The sequence below is a fragment of the Spiroplasma endosymbiont of Virgichneumon dumeticola genome, from assembly GCF_964264745.1.
Classification (GTDB): Bacteria; Bacillota_I; Bacilli_A; order Mycoplasmatales; family VBWQ01; genus Spiroplasma_E.
The window spans coordinates 163,484-186,544 of record NZ_OZ183478.1 but is presented as its reverse complement, the minus strand read 5'-3'; the positions used below and the strand labels follow the sequence as shown (position 1 = coordinate 186,544).

31 protein-coding genes are annotated in these 23,061 nt (G+C 27.1%); 7 read left to right on the top strand and 24 right to left on the bottom strand.

Annotated elements, in window-relative coordinates; genetic code table 4:
• Positions 1 to 14: 14 nt before the first annotated feature.
• The 15 genes from ACFEL4_RS01240 to ACFEL4_RS01170 form a co-directional block, all read right to left on the bottom strand.
• Positions 15 to 233 (bottom strand): hypothetical protein, encoded by a 219-nt coding sequence (locus ACFEL4_RS01240; RefSeq protein ID WP_375317769.1) that lies wholly within the window; start codon positions 231 to 233, stop codon positions 15 to 17.
• Position 234: 1 nt separating this feature from the next.
• A complete protein-coding gene (locus ACFEL4_RS01235) occupies positions 235 to 1,305 on the bottom strand; it encodes a hypothetical protein (RefSeq protein WP_375317768.1) in 1,071 nt (356 codons plus the stop codon).
• A gap of 63 nt (positions 1,306 to 1,368) precedes the next feature.
• Entirely contained in the window at positions 1,369 to 1,860 is a 492-nt protein-coding gene (locus ACFEL4_RS01230; RefSeq protein WP_375317767.1) for a hypothetical protein, read from the bottom strand.
• A 15-nt stretch (positions 1,861 to 1,875) separates the two neighbouring features.
• Positions 1,876 to 2,259, bottom strand: coding sequence for a hypothetical protein (locus ACFEL4_RS01225; protein ID WP_375317766.1), 384 nt, complete (start codon positions 2,257 to 2,259; stop codon positions 1,876 to 1,878).
• Positions 2,260 to 2,271: 12 nt separating this feature from the next.
• Entirely contained in the window at positions 2,272 to 2,517 is a 246-nt protein-coding gene (locus ACFEL4_RS01220; RefSeq protein ID WP_375317076.1) for a hypothetical protein, read from the bottom strand.
• Positions 2,518 to 2,519: 2 nt separating this feature from the next.
• Entirely contained in the window at positions 2,520 to 2,732 is a 213-nt protein-coding gene (locus tag ACFEL4_RS01215) for a hypothetical protein (RefSeq protein WP_375317077.1), read from the bottom strand.
• A gap of 18 nt (positions 2,733 to 2,750) precedes the next feature.
• Entirely contained in the window at positions 2,751 to 3,557 is an 807-nt protein-coding gene (locus tag ACFEL4_RS01210; RefSeq protein ID WP_375317765.1) for a hypothetical protein, read from the bottom strand.
• Between the two features lie 212 nt (positions 3,558 to 3,769).
• The gene (locus ACFEL4_RS01205) at positions 3,770 to 4,318 is read right to left on the bottom strand and encodes a hypothetical protein (protein WP_375317764.1); all 549 of its coding nucleotides are present in this window, start codon (positions 4,316 to 4,318) and stop codon (positions 3,770 to 3,772) included.
• 35 nt (positions 4,319 to 4,353) lie between these two features.
• Entirely contained in the window at positions 4,354 to 4,587 is a 234-nt protein-coding gene (locus ACFEL4_RS01200; RefSeq protein WP_375317763.1) for a hypothetical protein, read from the bottom strand.
• Between the two features lie 2 nt (positions 4,588 to 4,589).
• A complete protein-coding gene (locus tag ACFEL4_RS01195) occupies positions 4,590 to 4,883 on the bottom strand; it encodes a hypothetical protein (RefSeq protein ID WP_375317083.1) in 294 nt (97 codons plus the stop codon).
• Positions 4,884 to 4,887: 4 nt separating this feature from the next.
• Complete coding sequence (locus ACFEL4_RS01190; RefSeq protein WP_375317084.1) at positions 4,888 to 5,310, bottom strand: hypothetical protein; 423 nt, start codon at positions 5,308 to 5,310, stop codon at positions 4,888 to 4,890.
• A gap of 8 nt (positions 5,311 to 5,318) precedes the next feature.
• Positions 5,319 to 5,480, bottom strand: coding sequence for a hypothetical protein (locus tag ACFEL4_RS01185; protein ID WP_375317762.1), 162 nt, complete (start codon positions 5,478 to 5,480; stop codon positions 5,319 to 5,321).
• Positions 5,481 to 5,858: 378 nt separating this feature from the next.
• Entirely contained in the window at positions 5,859 to 6,236 is a 378-nt protein-coding gene (locus ACFEL4_RS01180) for a hypothetical protein (protein WP_375317761.1), read from the bottom strand.
• A gap of 92 nt (positions 6,237 to 6,328) precedes the next feature.
• On the bottom strand, positions 6,329 to 6,487 hold the full coding sequence (locus ACFEL4_RS01175; RefSeq protein WP_375317760.1) for a hypothetical protein: 159 nt from the start codon (positions 6,485 to 6,487) through the stop codon (positions 6,329 to 6,331).
• Positions 6,488 to 6,646: 159 nt separating this feature from the next.
• Positions 6,647 to 7,888 (bottom strand): hypothetical protein, encoded by a 1,242-nt coding sequence (locus ACFEL4_RS01170; RefSeq protein WP_375317759.1) that lies wholly within the window; start codon positions 7,886 to 7,888, stop codon positions 6,647 to 6,649.
• Between the two features lie 381 nt (positions 7,889 to 8,269).
• Between ACFEL4_RS01170 and ACFEL4_RS01165 the strand changes: the two genes are divergently transcribed.
• The 4 genes from ACFEL4_RS01165 (at position 8,270) to mnmA (ending at position 12,043) form a co-directional block, all read left to right on the top strand.
• Entirely contained in the window at positions 8,270 to 9,352 is a 1,083-nt protein-coding gene (locus ACFEL4_RS01165) for a hypothetical protein (RefSeq protein WP_375317758.1), read from the top strand.
• Positions 9,353 to 9,703: 351 nt separating this feature from the next.
• A complete protein-coding gene (locus ACFEL4_RS01160; RefSeq protein WP_375317757.1) occupies positions 9,704 to 10,075 on the top strand; it encodes a hypothetical protein in 372 nt (123 codons plus the stop codon).
• Between the two features lie 58 nt (positions 10,076 to 10,133).
• Positions 10,134 to 10,523: an IS1595 family transposase gene (locus ACFEL4_RS01155; RefSeq protein WP_375316929.1), complete on the top strand. Its 390-nt coding sequence runs from the start codon at positions 10,134 to 10,136 to the stop codon at positions 10,521 to 10,523.
• 404 nt (positions 10,524 to 10,927) lie between these two features.
• Entirely contained in the window at positions 10,928 to 12,043 is a 1,116-nt protein-coding gene (gene mnmA, locus ACFEL4_RS01150) for a tRNA 2-thiouridine(34) synthase MnmA (RefSeq protein ID WP_375317756.1), read from the top strand.
• Positions 12,044 to 12,056: 13 nt separating this feature from the next.
• Here the strand turns inward: mnmA and ACFEL4_RS01145 are convergent, their stop codons facing one another.
• On the bottom strand, positions 12,057 to 12,545 hold the full coding sequence (locus ACFEL4_RS01145) for a hypothetical protein (protein WP_375317755.1): 489 nt from the start codon (positions 12,543 to 12,545) through the stop codon (positions 12,057 to 12,059).
• Positions 12,546 to 12,768: 223 nt separating this feature from the next.
• Here ACFEL4_RS01145 and ACFEL4_RS01140 point away from each other — a divergent pair, with 223 nt between their 5' ends.
• A complete protein-coding gene (locus ACFEL4_RS01140; RefSeq protein WP_375317754.1) occupies positions 12,769 to 13,590 on the top strand; it encodes an IS1595 family transposase in 822 nt (273 codons plus the stop codon).
• A gap of 384 nt (positions 13,591 to 13,974) precedes the next feature.
• On the opposite strand, the gene ACFEL4_RS01135 is transcribed toward ACFEL4_RS01140, so the two are convergent.
• The 4 genes from ACFEL4_RS01135 to ACFEL4_RS01120 form a co-directional block, all read right to left on the bottom strand.
• Complete coding sequence (locus ACFEL4_RS01135; RefSeq protein WP_375317753.1) at positions 13,975 to 14,538, bottom strand: hypothetical protein; 564 nt, start codon at positions 14,536 to 14,538, stop codon at positions 13,975 to 13,977.
• Positions 14,539 to 14,831: 293 nt separating this feature from the next.
• Positions 14,832 to 15,692: a hypothetical protein gene (locus ACFEL4_RS01130; protein WP_375317752.1), complete on the bottom strand. Its 861-nt coding sequence runs from the start codon at positions 15,690 to 15,692 to the stop codon at positions 14,832 to 14,834.
• 305 nt (positions 15,693 to 15,997) lie between these two features.
• On the bottom strand, positions 15,998 to 17,743 hold the full coding sequence (locus tag ACFEL4_RS01125; protein ID WP_375317751.1) for an APC family permease: 1,746 nt from the start codon (positions 17,741 to 17,743) through the stop codon (positions 15,998 to 16,000).
• A 224-nt stretch (positions 17,744 to 17,967) separates the two neighbouring features.
• Entirely contained in the window at positions 17,968 to 18,282 is a 315-nt protein-coding gene (locus ACFEL4_RS01120) for a hypothetical protein (protein ID WP_375318388.1), read from the bottom strand.
• Between ACFEL4_RS01120 and ACFEL4_RS01115 the strand changes: the two genes are divergently transcribed.
• Complete coding sequence (locus ACFEL4_RS01115) at positions 18,191 to 19,501, top strand: YfcC family protein (RefSeq protein ID WP_375318346.1); 1,311 nt, start codon at positions 18,191 to 18,193, stop codon at positions 19,499 to 19,501. The genes ACFEL4_RS01120 and ACFEL4_RS01115 overlap by 92 nt on opposite strands.
• 61 nt (positions 19,502 to 19,562) lie before the next feature.
• On the opposite strand, the gene ACFEL4_RS01110 is transcribed toward ACFEL4_RS01115, so the two are convergent.
• The gene (locus tag ACFEL4_RS01110; RefSeq protein ID WP_375317750.1) at positions 19,563 to 19,979 is read right to left on the bottom strand and encodes a hypothetical protein; all 417 of its coding nucleotides are present in this window, start codon (positions 19,977 to 19,979) and stop codon (positions 19,563 to 19,565) included.
• A 353-nt stretch (positions 19,980 to 20,332) separates the two neighbouring features.
• Between ACFEL4_RS01110 and ACFEL4_RS01105 the strand changes: the two genes are divergently transcribed.
• Positions 20,333 to 20,884, top strand: coding sequence for a DJ-1 family glyoxalase III (locus ACFEL4_RS01105; protein ID WP_375317749.1), 552 nt, complete (start codon positions 20,333 to 20,335; stop codon positions 20,882 to 20,884).
• 146 nt (positions 20,885 to 21,030) lie between these two features.
• Here ACFEL4_RS01105 and ACFEL4_RS01100 read toward each other — a convergent pair whose 3' ends face one another.
• The 3 genes from ACFEL4_RS01100 to ACFEL4_RS01090 form a co-directional block, all read right to left on the bottom strand.
• Positions 21,031 to 21,420 (bottom strand): IS1595 family transposase, encoded by a 390-nt coding sequence (locus ACFEL4_RS01100; RefSeq protein WP_375316929.1) that lies wholly within the window; start codon positions 21,418 to 21,420, stop codon positions 21,031 to 21,033.
• The gene (locus ACFEL4_RS01095) at positions 21,315 to 21,851 is read right to left on the bottom strand and encodes a hypothetical protein (protein ID WP_375317285.1); all 537 of its coding nucleotides are present in this window, start codon (positions 21,849 to 21,851) and stop codon (positions 21,315 to 21,317) included. Before ACFEL4_RS01095 ends, ACFEL4_RS01100 begins: the two co-directional genes overlap by 106 nt.
• A gap of 192 nt (positions 21,852 to 22,043) precedes the next feature.
• Positions 22,044 to 22,859 (bottom strand): hypothetical protein, encoded by an 816-nt coding sequence (locus tag ACFEL4_RS01090; protein WP_375317748.1) that lies wholly within the window; start codon positions 22,857 to 22,859, stop codon positions 22,044 to 22,046.
• Between the last annotated feature and the right edge of the window lie 202 nt (positions 22,860 to 23,061).

Below are 23,061 nucleotides of genomic sequence, written 5' to 3'. Positions count from 1 at the left end.
TAATGTTTCTTGAATTAATTTATCTTTAAACTATCAAAAGGAAATTTATATAAAATAAAATTAAGATAAGCATTAATATCATTTTGTGCGCGAATAGCAAATGTAGTAAATCATTCATTAGCATTTGGTCATGTATTTACATATTGTTGTGGAGTGTCATTAATTGGTCCAGTTAATGGATATCACTTATTATAATTTCCTAGACTAATATCAGTTCAAAGTTCTTTTATCATATTATCATTCCTTAAAAAATGCTTTTTTATAATGTTTAGTACGTTTTTTAGTTTTTCTATGTGCGATATGTATAATTTCTTTTTGTAATTTCTTCTTACATTTTTCAACCACTTGACTATAAGCAAATTTTTCTAAATGATGTAATAACCCAGTACCAAACAAAGTATGAACGCTAAATTTTAAACTGACACTTTTGAAAGATTTATTAATATTTTCAACCGGATTATTAATAACGTTAATAACTTTATGATAAGTTCTTATTGTTCTTAATATTTCACGATGTAGCTTAAAAGCATCTCTTATAATTTGTTGAACAACTGGTGGCGCAAATGCTATTGTTTTCAATCATTTATTAGTATTAACTCCATAACCAATATATCAACCACTATTTCAGCGATATCAATGAAAAGGATGTACTTGTGTAACGAAAGTTTCTGCTTTAATAATAGTATCAATAACAACAAATGGCTTATATTTATGATTACGGTGATAAATAGTAATAGCACATTTATCTAGTGATAATGGTTGAATTTTACATCCCATAAATACTGGTGAATTTAAAGGTATTAATTGTGCATGTTTAATTGCTTTTTTCTCAGCACTAGTAAATAAATCACTTGCTTTTTCTTTTAATTTATTAATTTTTGCTATTGCTTTTTCTTCTAACTTTTCAAATCTTTCTTGTATTTTATAGATTTTCTCTCGTAATTTTTCAAAATATGGTGTATCTTTTCAAAATTTATTTAATCCTGTTCTTAAATAAAATCTAATGTCAAAATATTTAAAAGTTTTATTAGTTTTTAAAACAAATTTATGAATATTACTATTTTTAAAATTAAATTTTATTGCATTAGCACGTATTTGTTCTAAAGTTAAAATCAACGTTTTACCCTTATTTTGTATTTGTAAAGTATGAACTAAATTTAATCATTCATGTTGGTTCATATTTAATACTTCTTTAAATTCAGTATTATATTGTTTTAAAAAGTTATTTACTCTATCTATATCTTTGATTTTAAATTTTGGAGTTAATTGTGGACTTAACTTTATTAATGTATTTTGTAATAACAAGTAATCTTTTAACTCTTGTTCTTCTAATTTTTTAAAAGGCTTTTCTCCCTTTATGTACTATTTTTAAATTTTATCACATAAATGCTGAGAAAAGCCATATTTAATTGCTTGCTCTTTGAGTTCTGTTGCCTTATCGATTATTACCTTAGTAGCAAATTGAGAAATTATATTAGTATCATCACTTGCCAATTTGTTTGCTAAATCATTTGCAATTTCATATTGCATTGTATCTAATAAATTTTGACGATTTTCTCCTAGTAAATCAACAGCAGAAATTGTTTCACCTGCAACATATAATTTTTCAATAAATTTTTGAATTTTATCAGTTTCTGCATAACTAACATCAAGTCTTGTACTTTTATCAATTCATGGAAGTACTTTAATTTTTGGGTCTTTTGGTAATTTAATAATAAACTCAATTGTAGTAGAATTAATCATTTCGATTGGAAAAAAACTTGCTCATGGACTATTTGATTGTTTAAAAAATTCAATGAATTCAGGAGCTTCTACTAATTTTTCTGTATTATTTAAGTTTGTTTGAATATTTACTGCCATTTTAACTTTCCTTTTCTATAAATAATTTTTCTTTTTATAATCCAATAATGGATTAATTTTTGTTGGTATTTGATTATTAATAATTGTTTGTTGATTACCGCCAGTATTCATTGGTGTTCTTAATACTGGCTGTTCTTTAATGAATTGTTTTATAGTATTTTCTATTTCTTCACTTTTAGTATCTTTTGTTTTAAACTTTAAATAATCATGAAATTCTTTTTTAATTTTATATTTATTAAAAATATTAATCATTTGTTGTTCTTTAAGTTCTTGATTAATTTTATTTAACTTATTTTCTGCTTCATTAATTTTTTGATTAATTTCATTATCAGGTTGATTTTGTTCAGTATTATTTTCAGTTAAAAATTCATTTTTTACATTAGTTTCATTTTCAATCATGTTTAATCCTCCTTAATTAAAATTTAACATTTTGCTTTCATCTAAATTAAATGGAATTGCTAAAATTTGATAATGAATAATTTCACGATTAGGATAGCCGATTTTAGTAACTACTTCTTTAAAACCTAAATGAAATAATGTTGCTAATTCTAATGTTTCAAATGATTTATATTTCATATCATCACTTTGGTTAGTTTTATACATTAACAAATAAATTTGTTTCATGTTAGTTGTCATGCCAATTTCATTATTTTCCATAGTTATTTCACTTCCTTGTTTTGTCCTTTTTGCATAATTTTTTCTAGTTTTATTTGTTGTTTATTTAACTTATTTTCATGTTTTTTCATTTTATTATAAGAACGTACATGTTTTGGAGTTGTAATATATTTTTTTAAAATTACAATAATTTCTCTACAAATTAATGTTCCTACAGATGTTCCTATGATAATTAGTTCATGGATAAATTCTTTCATTTTATGTTTTCCTTTCTGTTATAAACGCATGTGATTATAATCTCAATTTAATGAATGATTATCAGCATTGTTTAATGGTACTTCACTCATATTATCACTACCATATTGACTAGTTGTTTCACTATTAATGGTAAATCTATTATCAATATCATTATTAATTAATCTTGCTGTTTCATTAGTAAATGATGTTTCTTGCATTTCTCTATCATGATTTGTTTCTATCGGTAATAAACTATGTGTAATTTCACTTGCACCAGCAATAATAGTAGGAATAGCACTTGCATTATCAAAACCATTATTAATACCAATAGCAACACCAATTGATATTAAACATCCACCATTTGCCATATTTGCTACTTTACGAATAGTTTCAAATTTATTAGGTATTAACTCTGTAATTCTTGCTATAAGATTTGAAATACCATAAGCATTTAATGAAATATAAGTATCTCAATCCATTAAATTATTAAGATTATTATTTTCATTCACCATTAATGGTCATGGTGGTGTTTCTGTGGTAGTAGTTGGAATTGGAGTTGGATTAATATTATTTTCTATTCATTTAGTATAATTTGCTAACCCAGTTGTTCCTAAACCTAATAATATTTTTTTAGAACTATTAATTAGTTTAGTTTTAGAAGAAGGTCTTTGATTTAAATTTCATATATCTAAACCTAATTTTTTACCAAATAATAAACTATTAATTGAACCTAATATTGGATTACCTATTAATTGTCCATAATAAGCACTAGTTCCAATCATTGCTGAAATTGGACTTATACCTGTTCTAATTAATTTAGTTAAAGTATAATTATTTGTTTCCATATTTATTCTCCTTTTATAAATTTAAATTTCATATTTCTCATTATTTACTCCTTATTTTCTCTTCTTTTATTTTTTTCAATTTTTAACTATACATTTTAATTTAGTTTTCATTTTCTTTTTTCCTTTAGTCTAATTTTTCTCAATTTTTAGAGTTTCTACATTCACAATGTATATAGTCATTTTCACATTCATTACATCAATATACTGTCATTTTATTTCACTTCCTTATTCAAATAATATCAACCAATTAATAAACTTTCTGCTTGGTCATGGTCATTAATTTCAATATTTCAATTATTTTGTTTAATTAATCAATTTGCTATTTCTAATGATAATTCTTTATCTCAAGCACGTGGACCAATTCCTATTCAATCAAACTTAATAATATCTTCATTAATACTTTTACTTCATCAACTTTTTCATTCACTTGGACTTATTAACATATCTTTTGTTAATAATTTATTAAATTGTCCAGCTATAAATCCCCTTAAATGATCTAATGTTTCTTTACCACGACCCATTTTTGGATTAAATATACCACGTTCAATTACTAAATATAAACTATAATCTGTTTTATCATCAATTAAACCTAAATTATTAGTTTGACATTGTAGAAAAACTATATTAATAAAATCAGTAAAATAATGATAATCTTTTTTAGAAAAATTAAGACTAGTTATTAATATTGGTTTTTTATTTTCTCATAATGTAAACCCAGTATTTTTCATACTTGGATTAATTGAAAGTAAATAATTAGTCATATTTTTAACCTCCCATTCCTATTTTTCTGTATTATTTAAGTTTGTTTTTTAATTCAAACTTTGACTCATCCTTGATAGACTTCATTATCACCAACTATTAAAGCAACATTATCTTCGGGGTCAGAAATAACTATATGTTTTGATTTAACATTAGGATATTTCATCAGGATAATTGCTCTAATATCATTATGTGTATGAAGTGCCTGCGGAGATGGTGATAATATTTCAATCTCATCTTTATTTCCAAATAAAGTAGGTAGTATAATCATATTTATTCCTTTCATTTTTTAAATCATTTAACATTAATGGAACAAAATGCACGATTTTTTGGAATATTTAAAGTATTAAAGATTTGTCCAGTTACCATAATTTCATCATTTTTGTTTAATAAAATACATCGTTTATAAAATTTGGGATTATTAAAAATTAAGGTAACATAGTTTAATCCATTTCATTGAGCACGAACAGTATAATATAATTCTTTATTAACTTTCTCATGATATTTTGCTTCTATACTGTTACTAAGTTTTACTGTTAATTTAATGTAATTCACTTTATCTTTCATTTTTTTAGTTCCTTAAATAATATTGAATGTGCTTATAAGCATCTTGTTCATGTTTTGTAAATTTTATATTTCCATTATAATTTTCTATTTTATTTTTGTTTTTTGGTTCACTTTCTTGATAATCTCAATTCATTACATCTTGAATTAATACCATTAAAGCACCAATAATTTTCGGTGTTGCTAGGGGATTAGTTAATAATTGTTTTGAATTTAAAAAGAAATTTTCTACAATAACTAAGATTTTTTTATTTTCAAAATGTTGTTTAATTATTAAAAAGTATTCTTTAAATAGATTTTTACTTTCTAGAACAGTTTTTGTTTTAAATGTTTCATTAAAAATAATATTATTAGTTTCGCTTGAATATATAACAATTCCATTATTACCAATTCCTGCGGGGTCAATTCCGATAATTAAGTCATATTGCATTAATCAAATTAACCTCTAAGAATTGTTTTAATAATTTCTAAATAACAATTACCTCAACAGTATTTACATTCTTCAATAAATTCTTTATGTCCACAAACTAAATTATCTTTTTGTAAAATATCAATATGTTTAATTAATCCTATTTTATATTCAATAATTTTATTTTCCATTATTTATTATCATTTCATTAAAATTCAATTCTATAACACTAATATTATTAATTTTTGCTAGGAAAATTGGCCGAGAAAATTTTTTTAAATTTACCACCAACACCTACCAAACAACCGCTCACTGGGGGTGGCGGTATTGGTGTTGGTGAAATTAAGAACTAATACAGTACGTCCCCCAACGTCCCCCAAAACGGGTCTATATACACTAGTTGCCAATCCGCTCCCACCCCAAGGATTACCATTATTCATGGTTAGTATATTTTATTAGGTATCACTCCACTTTTTATTTTTACATGCAAGTCCACATGCTAGCCACTATTTTGAACAACTGTGTTATGGTTCACTATTTTATGTCCCTAGCACGTGTTGATAATAGTACTAAAGACGGTTATAAAATTTGCAAATCTTACAATTACAAAAAAAGACGATACTTATTTCTCGTCTTTTTTTGTAATTGTATTTTAATAAAAAAGGAATTGAGTCTTTTAAAGATAAATTATTGATAATAGAATAATGACTACGGAAGTTTGTTACGCCCCCGATAAATTTTATAATTCATCATAAGTATTTCTTATATTTTTTTTCTTCTACGCTTTCTTGTTCTAAAATCGTTGGTTTTAATTTTTCTTGTTCTGTATTAATGTTTTCTATAAAATCTGATAATGGAGTTTTAATAAGAGTTACATTATTAGTTTCTTCTGTTTTAATTCATTGTTCTTTATTTTCAACCATTTGTAAAAATTCATCGTAACTCAAACGGCTAATTTGCTGTACTACATTATCTTTTTCTACACCAGTACTAGTAATAACTGTTTTATATTGAGAATATCTTATATCTTCTAAATCATTTATTTACGAGAATACTTTAATATTAAAGAATCGTTAAAATTAGGAAAAACTTCACCATTATGTAAATTTTCTTCTTGTTTTATTAATTTTTCAATAAATTCTTCTGAATTAATTTTTATTTCTTCTTCTGATATAGTGTTGGTTTCAGACAAGTTCATTTTTTACCTCCTTGAAATTATATATTAACAAATATTAAAAATTTTATAATATATAACTATTGAGGGACAATCCTCTCTTATTAGAAACATATTTTATTGTTTTTAGTTCATTATTTGCCATTTTTCAAATTTATATTTAGGATGTTCAGTATGTTATATTTAGGCTTGATTAACAACTTTACTAGTAGTTTGAGGACTACTAATATTAGCTTCTTCAATATTAGATTTATCCCTTATTAAATCAATATCAAAACTTTCTTTTATACTACTGTTTAAATCTGATTCTGTTAGTTTTAATTGATTATCTAAAAGATTAATACCCTTACTAGTTTTTAGACATTCTTTAATGCGTACTTTTTCAGATTCAAAATTAGGATGTTCAGTGATGTTTTCCATATTTCATTCTTTAAATATTTCTACTCGGAAAATCTTTTTAACTACTCATTTTAAAAATGACTTAAATATTCCATTTTTTGATTGATATTGATGCAAGAATAGTTTTTTTACAATTAAATCACTATTTTGTAAAATTGTTGTTTGAGGGCTTGAAATAGTATGTTTTTTTAACTGTACATTCTCTTTTGTTAATTTATTATACTCTTCTTTTAGATTACCAAGTTCTGTTGTTAAGTATTTATTAAACTCTTCTAATTCAACAATCTTAGGTTTAATATTTTCATTATTTTCTACAATTTCTGATTCTAAACTAGAAAATTTATGTTTAACTTCTTCTAGTTCTTGTTGTGTATTTTCTAATTTAATTTTAAGTGATTTATTTTCTTGTATTACTTCACTAAACTCATTGCTTATTTCATCATTATCCTTAGTAATTTCTTCTTTTTCTGTTGTTAAACTTTTTATTGTGTTTTGTAATTCCTTATTCTCTCTAGTAACCTCTTTTAATTGTGATGTAATACTTTCAATTTCTTGAGTTTTAGTATCTAATTGTTCTTGTAATTCTTTATTTCCATTTTCAATTTCTTTCTGTTGTTTTATAGAAATATTTATTTTATTTTGTAAATCTTTATTTTTATCAGTTAATTCCTTAAAATAACTATCATAGTAAATTGCTGAGTCTCCACTTTCTTTAATAACACTTTTTAAATCTTTATTCTGTTTTTCCAACTGTTCCTTTTCATCTGAAACTACTTTTAAATTACTTTTAAATTCTTCAACTTCATCAATTAATCTTTTCATTTCGGTTTCTACTTCATCAAAGATGTTTCTATCTAAAATTAAGTTTACATTATTAGTTAACTCAGTCACTTGAGTTTTACTTTCTAATAACTCAGTTTCTAAACTTTTGATTTGTTCTTGTAATTTTTCAGTTTCTTTCTTTCCTAAATTAATATCACTATTTGTGCTTAGAATACTAACATCTAAATCTTGACCATGAGCCATTATTAGTCATTTCCTTTCAAAAAAAGTCTTACAACAAATACTAGTACTTGCCAAAGACTTTTGAATCATTTATTTTATTTTTTTACACATTATAATTTCTAAATTTTTACAATATGTATTAGATACAAATATACCACATTTTTAAAAAAATGTTATAATAATTAATGAATAATTAAAAATTATTTTTAATTACAAGGACATTAGTACTATGAAACAAAAACTATCTCTATTGCTAACTACTAGCAATCTTTTAGGTGCTTCATTTTAACTACTAATACTAAAATTAACGGCTTCCACATAACCGTTAAAACTTCAAATATTAATTTAGTAAATAGTATTAACCATTGAAACAATGATTCAAACTATTTAAATGAAAATATTGTGTCTAATCCCTTAAATATAAACTTTGATAGTTACGACCAAATTATTAATAATGATTGAAATCTTGCAACTAATGATAATAATATAATTAATAAACAAGGTTATTTACAAACCCAACAACGTATTACCAATAATATTAGTAATTTTAAAAATGGTGCTGGTTTTACAAATACTAACCTTACTACGTTTGGTCATACTTTCAATAGTAAAAATCAAAGTATTATTATTCCTTATCATGAAACTATCAATGAAAGTATTAATCAAGGATTATTTGAAGTTATTAATGAAAAAAGTAAACTTAATACATTAATGGAAGTACCATATATTTTAACTCCAAGTACTACTTTTCAAAATAATGATATTAGTATGCGCGCTAAGATATTTCCAATTGGTCCTGTAAATAATGGTGAAGATACTATTAGTAACCAATTATTTGTTTTTTATGTCCATGCTCCTTTTCTTAAAAATAATAAAGGGCTAAATATTACCGTTGCTGGTCAACCTAGTATTGCTATTAAAACTAATGCTAGTAATACTTTTAGTTACGCGATTTTAAATCAACAATACAATGCCAACAATACACCAACTAACTATGATATTAAATGAAAAGATAATGATAATATTACTATCTTACAAGAAGAAAAAGTTAAAGTTATAAGTAGCACCCCAACTGTTAATATTGGTAATAACAATGAATATATTAATAATTCTTCATTAATTCATCAATATTTTGTTAAAAATAATAGTAGTGATATTACTGTTAAAGCCCTTAGTCAAATTAAAAACCAAGTTTCAATTTCCTTTAATGAAAATGAACATTGAACATATCAAGCAGTAAATGATGATTTAACACCAGTAGCAGCAACTAATACTCTTAACAATAATAGTACTTTAAAACCACGTGATGACGCCTACCATACTATTTATTTACTACAACGTACTACTAGTGATAATAAAATTGATCCTGAATCACAACAGTATTTAAATGTTTATACAATTAACCCACTATTATTAACAATCAATGGTTACTCTGACTTTGCTACTAGTAATTTAGGTCACGCATTTGCCCAATATTTACGATAAGCAACTAATGTTGATGAAACAATTAATAAGTTAAATGCTGGGCAACTACGCTACTGATTATTATTTTATGCTCATGATTTAACTAATCATCTTTATGTTAATATTAATAATCATGATGATAAAATTTTACAAAAATGTAAAAAACAAGTATTACAAACTGAGAATAACCCTTGGTTTTAAAACAGCAACCTTTAACTTTAATAACAATTATTAATAATTGAAATGTTATCATTATTGGTGGAATAATCTTATTAGTGATTATGACTGTTCCAGTCATTGTGTTAATTATTAGAAGAAATAAAATTAAATAAAATTTCGGACTTCTCCTCACATGTACTTGTGGAGGAAACAATGAAATTTAATGAGTTCAATAATACTTTTCAAACTGAAAAACAATGTCTTGCATATATAGCAAGTTTGAAACAAAGCAAATGTATTAGGTGTTCTAGTTTTAATTTGAATACTTCTAATTTAAGAAAAATGATATGTTTGAAATGTCATCAAACATTCAGTATTCTCACGGGCACTATATTTTCAAAGTCACAAACACCTTTAATATCTTGGTTTTATCTCATCTTTAGATGAATAAACACCAAACATGGAATTCCATCAACTGATGTTGCAAAAGAATTGGGAGTGACCTTGAAAACAGCTTGAAGAATGGGTCATAAATCCGAAGTGCCATTGCTCAACAAGAACCTCAATTCATTGTTGAGGGCATAGTGCAAATGGATGAAATGTATCTTTCACATATGGGTTTAAAAAACAAGGAAGATCCTTGTTGAACAAAACCTTGATTGTTGGTATTTATGAAAAAACAACCAACAATCTGATTGTGAAAGTATTGAAAAACGCAAACAGTAAAAATCTTTTGCAGTTTGCAATAAACCACATTTCTTCAAAGTGTGATGTACATACTGATTCTTGAAAAGGATATCGCGATTTGAAATCGGTTTTCACTAAGCATGAAACAGTTAACCATCAAGATGGCTATGTTTCAAAAACTGGTGTAAATACCAACCAAATTGAGTCAGTATGAAAACATATACGAAGAACATTTAAAACACATATCAAAGTTGCAAAACATCATATTCATTTATATGCAAAAGAAGCTGCATATAAATTCAATAACATACCTAGTTTTGAAACTGTAATGCTATGTTTAATTTAAAAATGTGGGGAGAAGTCCGTAGATAGGCTTTTCTCAGCATTTATGTGATAAAATTTAAAAATAGTACATAAAGGGAGAAAAGCCATTTTTAATTAATGCTTAACTCTTAGAAATTCAGTCTAAAGTTTCATTTATGACAAATTTTCTTTTTTCTTTTCTAGTTCTTACTGTTTCTTCCTTACCTTTTCATTTTCTTCTTTTTGACAACTTTGTGCTAAGTTTTCAGTATTATTCTTATTTCCATTGTTATAATAACTAGAAGATTGTGTATGTTCAAATGCTGTTCTACAAAATTAAAGTAAAATATAATAAGTTTTTAGTGATTGGATTAAACAATTATTTTAGTATTTAATAAATATTTGCTACAATTAATAAGCATTTCATTATTTATCAAGGAGAAATCGATGAAAACCAAAAAACGGATTATTGTTGGCATGAGCGGTGGCGTTGATTCATCAGTTACAGCCGCATTATTATTAGAACAAGGCCATGACGTAGTTGGTCTTTTCATGCGTAATTGAGATTCACTGTTAAATAATGATTTAGAAGGCAATAATAACCAAGATATTTGTCCACAAGAACAAGATTACTTAGATGCTTTAGCAGTTTGTAAAAAACTAAATATTCCTTTAGAACGAATTGATTTCATTAAAGAATACTGAGATGATGTCTTTACTTATTTTTTAGATGAATTTAAAAAGAGTCGAACACCTAATCCTGATATTTTATGTAATAAGTATATTAAATTCAATGCCTTTTTAAAGTATGCTCGTAACCAATTGCAAGCTGATTACATTGCGATGGGTCATTATGCCCTTATTATTTATCATAAAGAAACTAAACAATACCAACTATTAAAAGGAACTGATGATAGTAAAGACCAAAGTTATTTTTTATGCCAACTAAATCAAGACCAACTACAATATAGTATGTTTCCCTTAGGTAATAAAAGTAAAGTTGAAGTACGAAAATTAGCACTTACTTATGACTTACCAACTGCTAAGAAAAAAGATTCAACAGGAATTTGTTTTATTGGTAATCGTAATTTCCAAACCTTTCTTGCTAATTATTTACCTGCGAAAACAGGAGATATTGTTGATATTAACACTAAAAAAACCATTGGTAGTCACCATGGTGTTTACTATTATACTATTGGTCAACGACGAGGTATTAACTTGTCAGGCATGAAAATGCCATATTTTGTAGTAGCAAAAGATGTTGCTAATAATATTCTTTATGTAGCAAATGATAATGAAACTAAGTGATTAATGGCTAATAGTTGTACTGTTAGTGACATTAATTGAATTAGTAAAAATAAGATTAGTAAAAACATAAACTGTTTTGCTAAATTTCGTTATCGTCAACCTGATGTTGCTGTAACTATTAATGTTGTTAATGATAATGAATTTAAAGTTACCTTCTCACAACCAATGCGTGCCGTAACTCCTGGTCAATCAGCTGTCTTTTATGACGGTGATATTTGTCTTGGTGGTGGTGTTATTAATGAAGTGTTTCGTTAGTAACATTTTTTATTTAATTTAATATTCGTGGTTTAGTGATATCCAAAGTTTTGCCAATACTGCTACTACTATTGATAGTACTATCTGTTAGGTTATTAATAAGAGGTTTTAAACGTTTATCAAATAAAGTAATTAATATTGCGCTAATATTATTAAAGAATCTCTTTAGAAATGCTAGTTGTTCTGGTGTTAATTCTAAGCTTTGATTGGACAATAGATTAACAATTTTGATAATATTTAAGTCATTTTCAAAATACATGGTAAAGTCTTCGCATTGAAAGCTTTTCATAAGTATAAAGAAAAAGTCGGTGGCGTTAGTTTCTAGTTGGTCTAAGGGTATGGTTTTAAAGATTCTGGGTTGCAGAGCATCACCAGAGTTTGTTATTTTGTATAATGCTTTTAAATCATTATCAATTTTATAGTTTTCAACTTTACAATCTTTTAGTTTGTTAGGTTTTTGATAATTATTATTTATATAATCATTTGGTTGTTTTGGTTTCATGTTATAGTACCACCTTTTAAGAATAGGATTAAAATTCATTATGTTAATTTACTAACTAATTTTACAATTATTTTAGAAAAAAAGAAAGAAAATTATTTTTATTCAAAGTTAGGATGTTTTTGGTATTAAGAAAATAGAAAATGATACAGTTTAACTGTATCATTTAGTAGTTATTATATTTTAATAAGCGGACTTCTCCCCACATGTACTTGTGGAGGAAACAATGAAATTGAATGAGTTCAATAATACTTTTCAAACTGAAAAACAATGTCTTGCATATATAGCAAGTTTGAAACAAAGCAAATGTATTAGGTGTTCTAGTTTTAATTTGAATACTTCTAATTTAAGAAAAATGGGATGTTTGAAATGTCATCAAACATTCGGTATTCTCACGGGCACTATATTTTCAAAGTCACAAACACCTTTAATATCTTGGTTTTATCTCATCTTTAGATGAATAAACACCAAACATGGAATTCCATCAACTGATGTTGCAAAAGAATTGGGAGTGACCTTGAAAACAGCTTGAAGAATGGGTCATAAAATCCGAAGTGCCGTTGCTCAACAAGAACCTCAATTCATTGTTGAGGGCATAGTGCAAATGGATGAAATGTATCTTTCACATATGGGCTTTAAAAAACAAGGAAGATCCTTGTTGAACAAAACCTTGATTGTTGGTTGTTTTTTCATAAATACCAACAATCTGATTGTGAAAGTATTGAAAAACGCAAACAGTAAAAATCTTTTGCAGTTTGCAATAAACCACATTTCTTCAAAGTGTGATGTACATACTGATTCTTGAAAAGGATATCGCGATTTGAAATCGGTTTTCACTAAGCATGAAACAGTTAACCATCAAGATGGCTATGTTTCAAAAACTGGTGTAAATACCAACCAAATTGAGTCAGTATGAAAATATATACGAAGAACATTTAAAACACATATCAAAGTTGCAAAACATCATATTCATTTATATGCAAAAGAAGCTGCATATAAATTCAATAACATACCTAGTTTTGAAACTGTAATGCTATGTTTAATTTAAAAATGTGGGGAGAAGTCCGTAGATAGGCTTTTCTCAGCATTTATGTGATAAAATTTAAAATAGTACATAAAGGGAGAAAAGCCTTAATAAGTTTATTATACTAATGTTAAAGTATATTCAGTTGCAAATGTAATAGTACAAATTGAGATTTTTATTTTTATATTATCATTTGCAACAAAGTTAACTCCTGCAGCATTTACTTCAGTAATTTTAACTCTTAATTCTCCTTGGTTAATAAGAGCAACAATACTTTTTGTTTTGACAAATGGAATATTAGTATCACTATTGGGTACTACTAAATCTGCACCAATAGTGAATGAGTTTTTAGGTTCGCCAATTTTAAAATTACGTAAATTAAAACTACTTAAGGTAATTTCACCAGCACTAGGTAAAATAGACGCAATTATTCCAACAGTTGGTTTTCCTAAAATGTTTAATGTATAATCAGCACCTAATTGTTCTGTTCCTTTTTTTTAATTGTACAACTGCTGTTCCACCACTAATAACATAATCTGTAGTTCCTACTTTAGCAATAGTAGGTGATCAAGTTTTAACTAACATAGCAATAAGTTCTGCTTCAGAACGTGTGAATGTTCTATCTGCTCCTGTTCTAGCAACTACTTTTAGTTTAAATGCATTAACTAAAAAATCACCAGCAGCAACAGAAACTGCTTTAGGAGTATCTTCACTACCAATTGCTAATAGTTTTGCTGCTGTAATAGTAGCTAATTGAAGTGAATTTCATGATGCAACATTTCCAGCAAAACTTACTGTAACTTCTACTTTTGAAGTACCAGCAGCATCTACAAATCCAAAATATTGTGACACTTTTGCATTCATTGCTACTCCTGAATTACTATTCTTGCCACCCCTACAAGCAGCAACTGTTGTTAAAACTCCTACCCCTAATAATCTTAATAATGTTTTCATACTCGCCATACTTTTCATGTATGTATACCCCGTTATATGATTCTTTTGAATTAACTTACAATGACCATTGTTTTAACTTTATATAGATAAACAAAATATTGCAAGTAATTCCTAAGTAGTATTATATCAACATATTCAAAGTATAAAGAAAGGCTCGTACATTCACACTTTTAATAAACGTGAAGAGAAAGGAGTCTAACTGCTCTAATTAATAGTATGGTATTACGCTAGTTAAATTGAAAATATTAAGAAAATAAAAAATGATACAGCTAACTGTATCATTTAGTAGTTATTATATTTTAATAAGTTTATTATACTAATGTTAAAGTATATTCAGTTGCAAATGTAATAGTACCAATTGAGATTTTCACTTTTAAAGTATCGCTATTTGCAAAGTTAGTTTCTGCAGCATTTACCTCAGTAACTTTAACTGCTAATGCTCCTTGTTTAATAAGGTCAACAATACTTTTTATTCCCTTTCCTGGAGTTGCATCAACTTTAAAATTACTTACTAAGTCTTGACCAACTGTAATTCCTGTTTTAGGTTTACCAGCAGCAAAGTTAGCTATTGTATTAAAATTAGATAGAGTAATACCAGCAGTGGCAGGTAAAAGAGATTGGATTATTCCATCATTTGGTTTTGCTAAAATATTTAATGTATAATCAACACCTAATTGATCTGTTCCTTTTTTGAATTGTACAACTGTTGTTCCACCATTAACAGCATAATCATCAGTTCCTTTTTTAGCAATAGTAGGTGATCAAGTTTTAACTGACATAATAATAGGAGTAGCATCAGCATGGTTAAATGTTCTATCTGCTCCTGTTCCAGCAACTACTGTTAATTTAAATACATTAACTAAAAAATCTCCAGCACCAACAGAAACAGCCTTATCAGCAGTATTTCCTCCCGTAGTTAATAACTTATCAGCAGTAATACCAGTTAATTGAGTTGAACTTCATGATGCAACATCAGTAGTAACTACTACTTTTGTTTCAACAGTTGAAACACCCTTATTATCTGTAAATCCAAAATTTTCAGAAACTTTTGCTTCCATTGCTGTCCCTGGGTTATTAGGACCACAAGCAACAACTGAAGTTGCAGCAACTGTAGTTAAAACTCCTGCCCCTAATAATCTTAATAATGTTTTCATACTCGCCATACTTTTCATATGTGTATACCTCCGTTATAAAACTTTTGAATTAACTTACAATGACCATTGTTTTAACCTTATATATAATAAACAGAATATTGCAATTAATTCATTAACAATATTATATCATCATATTTTTTCGTTATCCAAATAAAACTAAAAAATTCTTTTAGTATTACATACTGATCATTTTGTTCAATCTATGAAAGCATTAACAATGAATAACATCATAAATAATTCATTAATAGTAATTATACACCTTTCTAAATAAAAATTAATTTTTATAAAAAAAGCATTAGTTTTTAAACTAATGCTTTTTTAATTTATTCTTCATCCTCACGTCATTCGCCTTCTGATGCCAATAATTCATTACGGACATTTTTAGCAAAAGCATAATTAGGATTTTCTTTATTACCATTAATAAGAACATTACGTTTTAAGTAATTTTCAATTTCACTTTGCATATTTTTAGCAACAAAAGCTCAGTCATCTTTAACTCTAAAGTCTTCATCTAACACCGCTTGCGTTTTATTTGCTAAGCGAACTTTCAATTTAGGAGCATAATAAACGAAATATCAAACAATAGCGAACATAATAACAGCAAGTAAATAAACAATTTGTAAGATATTTGATGTTAACTGTGTAACACCACCAGCACTAACTGTTGCATTAGTGCTACTAATATCGTTAATTGATTTTATAAATCCTTCAATTAAACCAATAAATCACATTACTAACTGTCAACCTAAGAAAACAAATGCTAAACTTCAAATTGTAAATTCAAATTTATTATGACGCATTTTCTTTTGTCAAGATAATTTTAAAGCAATGCTAATAACAAACATATAAATTAAAATCATAATTAGTGATGCCTCCCCAGTAATTGTACCATAGTCAATAACAGCACTTGGTGATGTTATTCCTTTGCTCGTATCACTAATAGCTTGGATTAAATCTGGAATAATTAGCCACACAAGTGCAAAGGCAAAAGTAACAATTAAATTTAAAATAGAAGCACGGAACGGAATATTATCCTTATTTAATTGTTTATATTTAGCAGGTATATATCCTTCTATTGATAACGGTTCTAAAATACCACCACTATATAAAGCATTTTGCATTCCTGCATTAGCTTTTAGCGAAATAGTACAAACTAACATAATTAAGATACCTATAACTCCTAATCATGGAGCATTAGCTTTCTCGCCTAATTGATGAAAAATTTGTAAGTTAGGGTTATCACCAAAAATACCCGTAATTCCACCAATCATTAAAACAGTAACTAATACATAAAATAATGTTGATAAAGCCATAACAATAACAATAGAAAGACTAATATTCTTTTGTGGATTACGAACATTTTTCCCAATTGTCGAGTATGTTTCAAAACCTAAAAAAAAGAAGAAACAAGTAGTAAAGGCATTAGAAAAAGAACTAGTTGTTAAACTTTGATGGTTAATAACTTCTTTGAAATTACTTGTGCCTGCAATAATAAATAAAATAATAACAGCTACCATTAGTAAAGCAGTTGTTCCTCACTTTAAATAAGCAGAAATATTAACAAACTTTTTAAAAGCTCTCATTCCTAAGAATAGAACACAAGAAGCAAAACCATAAATAATGATTCCAATTAAGTCTAGTCCAAAGTTGCTTCATGCCCCTCAGTTAGCAAATAAAAATGAAGTTGAATCTGTAAAGTTAATTCTAATCATTGAAATGATTTGTGAAGTAACAATAACAGGTAATGTTGAATACTGAATAAACGCTATTAGTCAACCTCAGAAACGACCATAACTACTACGTACATAGATATAAGCAGCACCATTATTACCAGGATGAACTCGTGATAAACGAGCAAATGCTCAAGCACACGTACCAGCAATTAAACCTTCAACTAGAAAAATTCAAATCATATGCGTTCCCAAAGTAGCTCCTACTTTATTACTATATAACAAAGCAGCAAAAACAGCAGTAAATGTAACACCAACTGTATAGTTAAAACCAAATCAAACTAATTCAGGTAAACTTAACTTTTCATTAGTCTTTTCTTTTTTCTTGAATAATTTCAACATAAATTTTCTCCTTTCGATTTTATCTTATATTTCATCTGTATATCCTGAAAATTGACTTTATAATTTTAATAGAATCAACCTATTAATAAAATAATATGACAAACTAGATATGTTATTTATAATACCCAATTTTATGAAAAAATACTACTATTATTGAGTTTATTTTAAAAAAAGTGAAAAATAAACTTCAAAACCTTTTAAATAGCACAATAGATAGTGTATTATATAAAGTAATATTCTAAGATATATATTTTTAAAAAAGGAGGTATTAAATCTATTATGGGAAATATTAAAAAGAAGAAATTTCAGTTATTCCCTTTTAAATTACCCACTGCGATTACCATTTTATTTTTAATTACAGCATTAGTTATTGTAATTTCTTGAATTCCTGGCACAACAGGTAGCTGAGGTGGAACTACTGGCCATGATAAACCAGGTGGACCATTAGGAGTATTTGACTTATTCTTTGCTCCAATTCAAGGTTTCTTACGTAGTGATAGCATTATTGTTTTTGTTCTAGTAATTGGTGGATACATTGGTATTGTTACGAAATCTGGAGCTTTAGATGCAGGAATTGGTCGTTTAGTTAAACGTTTAAACGGGAAAGAAATTTGAATTATTCCTTCAATTATGACTATCCTTTCAATTGGTGGTACGGTAGAAGGAATGTGTGAAGAAACAATCCCTTATTATCTTATTATTATTCCTGCTATGTTAGCTGCTGGCTTCGATGTTGTTACTGCTGTATTAATGATTTTATTAGGCGCTGGAGTTGGAGTTATGTTCTCAACCCTTAATCCGTTTGCCATTGCTACAGCTTCTGCTGCTAGTGGAATTAGTCCTGGTAGTGGGATTATCTGACGTTTGCTTGGTTGAATATTAGCAACAACGGGAACTATTTGTTTTGTGATGTGATATGCGATTAAAGTTAAACGTCATCCAGAAAAATCAATTGTTTTTGATTTACAAGGTGAGCACCATGCTGAATTTATTATTACTGAAGAAATACCTGAGTTTACGAGAAAACGGAAAGTAATTCTTACGCTCTTTGGTCTTACATTCTTAATTATGATATTATGTATCATTCCTTGAGATAGTATTACTGGCACTACTACTTTTGCTGATTTAAGTGCTAATATTACTAAACATTTTCCTTACTTTACAAGCCAAATTGGTCAATTCGGGGGATGAGATGTCATGACATTAGCTTTCTTATTTTTCTTTGCTTCGATTGTCATTGCGATTATTGATTGAAGAGGTGAAGAACAATATGTTCGTACTTTTGTTAGTGGTTCTTCAGAATTACTAGGAGTTGCTTTAATTATTGCTGTTGCTTCTGGAATTGGTTGAGCAATTGAAACTTCAGGAATGCAACAAGTAGTGGTTAATGCGCTTGCAAGTAAAATTACTACTTTACCAAAATTATTAGTAGTTGTTATTGGTTTCTTTGCTTTTATTGTTATTGCGTTCTTTATTCCTTCAACTTCAGGATTTGCTTCTGCTGTCTTTCCAATAGTTGCACCACTTGTTAAAACAATCGGTTTATCATCAGGAGTGATTACGGCCTTTGTTATGGCTAGTGGTTGGGTTAATTTATTTGCCCCAAGTGCTGGAGTGATGATGGCTGGATTGTCAATTGCTAAAGTGCCATTGGGTCGATTTTATAAAGTAATATGGCCTTATGCTGTCGGTATTACTGCTTTTGCTGTTGTGATGTTAGCTGTTGGTTCATTATTACCGACAACGATATTCTAAGTAAATATGAAGGAAATTCCCTAGTTCATACAAACTAGGGAATTTTATTTAACTAATATGTTTACAAGGGAATTGCAACTGCTGCTGTAATACCTAATATAGCACCTACTACTGCTACTTTAAAGTTATTAATGCTCTTAATGTCATTTTCGGTTAATGATTTTATTTTTTTAGCATCTTTTGAATGTAATAATTTGGTTAATTTTTCATCTTCCATTCCTTCTGAATAAAATAATGCACTAGAACCATATGAGGGTGAATCGATTATTATATCTTTGTATTCACATAATTTATAAATCATTCTCTTATAAGGTATAATATCACTTGCTGTATTTTCTTTATTTGATAGTAATGCAAATGTAGCCATAATTGGTGTCATTCCAAATTTAATATCTTCATCAAATGCTTCTTTTTCATTAATTTTAATATTACAATAAGTTAATAAAAACTCTGCAACCTCAAAATATTTATAATTCAATGCTATAAAAAATAATGGCTTTTCTCCCTTTATGTACTATTTTTAAATTTTATCACATAAATGCTGAGAAAAGCCTAAAAGTTTTCTACTAATATTGGTCAAGCCATTTTTCTTACTCCTTAATTAAAATTATTAGTTTAAAAACAAAAAAATACTTACTACTTATAAACATAAATAGTTAAGTATTTTAAATACATTTCTTAAACTAATAATATTATAAACTATTTGTTGAATAATAGTAAACTTATTCGGTTACTTTTTACTTGACAAGTTGATTATTATACTAATCTATTCAAAAAAACTTTATTTTTAATACAATTACGTTAATAGTTTTATCAAGGAGGACATCAAATATGAAAATAGCATTATTTATCGCAACCGGATATGAAGAGGGAGAAGTAATAATTACTGGTGATTTATTACGTCGTGCCGGAATTACCGTTGATTTAATCACTATCAATGACCAACCATTAGTTACTAGTGCTAATAACTTTGTATTAAAAACAGATACTGCTTTTACTAGTGCTAAATATGAAGACTACAATGCCTTTATTTTACCGGGTGGCATGACAGGTGTTAATAATTTAAAAGCATCACCTAAATTAAAACAATGATTATTACAAGCACACAAAGAACAAAAAACCATTGCTGCAGTTTGTGCTGCACCAATTATCTTAGCTGAATTTGGAATTCTAACAAAAAAGACAGCATATGCTGTCTATCCTTCATGTGAAGAATTAATTACTGTTGGTAAACTAAATACGAAACTAGCTGTTGTCATTGATAAACATATTATTAGTGCCCCCTCTTTAGGATGTATTTTTGAATTTGCTTTAGCATTAGTAGAAATATTGCATAGTAAACCTCGTGCTACCGAGATGAAACATAATTTATTGTTTAAATAGTTATGTTTACATATTAGGAAAACTAACAATATTTGTTGATACATTTTCTTGTAAATTAACTAGGCTTTTCTCCCTTTATGTACTATTTTTAAATTTTATCACATAAATGCTGAGAAAAGCCTATCTACGGACTTCTCCCCACATTTTTAAATTAAACATAGCATTACAGTTTCAAAACTAGGTATGTTATTGAATTTATATGCAGCTTCTTTGGCATATAAATGAATATGATGTTTTGCAACTTTGATATGTGTTTTAAATGTTCTTCGTATATGTTTTCATACTGACTCAATTTGGTTGGTATTTACACCAGTTTTTGAAACATAGCCATCTTGATGGTTAACTGTTTCATGCTTAGTGAAAACCGATTTCAAATCGCGATATCCTTTTCAAGAATCAGTATGTACATCACACTTTGAAGAAATGTGGTTTATTGCAAACTGCAAAAGATTTTTACTGTTTGCGTTTTTCAATACTTTCACAATCAGATTGTTGGTTGTTTTTTCATAAATACCAACAATCAAGGTTTTGTTCAACAAGGATCTTCCTTGTTTTTTAAACCCATATGTGAAAGATACATTTCATCCATTTGCACTATGCCCTCAACAATGAATTGAGGTTCTTGTTTAGCAATGGCACTTCGGATTTTATGACCCATTCTTCAAGCTGTTTTCAAGGTCACTCCCAATTCTTTTGCAACATCAGTTGATGGAATTCCATGTTTGGTGTTTATTCATCTAAAGATGAGATAAAACCAAGATATTAAAGGTGTTTGTGACTTTGAAAATATAGTGCCCGTGAGAATACTGAATGTTTGATGACATTTCAAACATCTCATTTTTCTTAAATTAGAAGTATTCAAATTAAAACTAGAACACCTAATACATTTGCTTTGTTTCAAACTTGCTATATATGCAAGACATTGTTTTTCAGTTTGAAAAGTATTATTGAACTCATTCAATTTCATTGTTTCCTACACAAGTACATGTGGGGAGAAGTCCGTAATTTTCTTTTATAAATTGCTCCCTTCTATAAATAAAACAAACTTATTTGTTTATAAATAAGTTGGTTTCCATTTTTTATGTTATAACTAGTAACACTAATAATAGTATGAATATAATAATACCATATCTACAATAAGAAAAATATTTTTTTAATACTATACTTCGTCTTTATAAGCATTAACATTATTAAGCTGCATAGCAGTTATTTTTAATAATTGAAACTGCTCATGAACAGCAGCTTCAAATTCTAATACCACACCAACTTTGAATTTAATAAATGATTCATCAATAAACTTTTTATTATTTAAAATTAATGAAGCAAATTGATCAAAAGCATAATATAAAATTCGTTCAGAATTAGGTTCTAAAGCCAAAAAACAAAATACTTGTTCATTACGTAAATATTCACTAATCCATAGAACATTATTTAATTTACTCATTTCTTTTCATAACTTTGCTGTTAAAATAATTTTGCTAACACCTTTATCATTATAATTAATACCATATTGTTCGTAAGATAAACCATTATTAAAAATAATAGTATTCATTCCCATTTCACGATTATTAATACTATACTCAGCTTTTAAAGCACTAAAACTATTATTATTACCTACTCAATCAATTTCGATATTTAAATTTTTTGTTGCTGTGATAATTAAACCATACTTAATGGTTTTAACTCATTTCAAAAATAGATTTCATTGTTCAATAAAAACAAAAGCAATTTCTTCTGTTAAATTAATAGGAATAGTTGTAACTTCTCCTGCTACTGAGATTTTAGCAACAGTATTACTATTTAAAAAATTAGAAATAGCGCGTACTTGATCACTTTTTTCATACTTGCGATGCTTTCTATAAATTTTAATAATCTTTTTGCAAGTATTCTTTGTTATAACTAACTTCGCTGCGCCTCTATGTTGCACTGGTAAATATACAAATGTTAGTAAATTATAACCAAATTCTTTTGCCATAATAATTGCCCCTTATCTACTATAGTGAACTAATTAATTCTTCAAAATTAAACTAATTATCTTTATTATAACAGAACAAGAAACAGGAATTTTATTTGAACAATTTAAATTAGATTTTTTTTATAAAATCTTTAAGTGTAATTAGTGTAAATAAATAACACTTTATCGTATATAAATTAGTTGCATATAAATTTAGTGATTT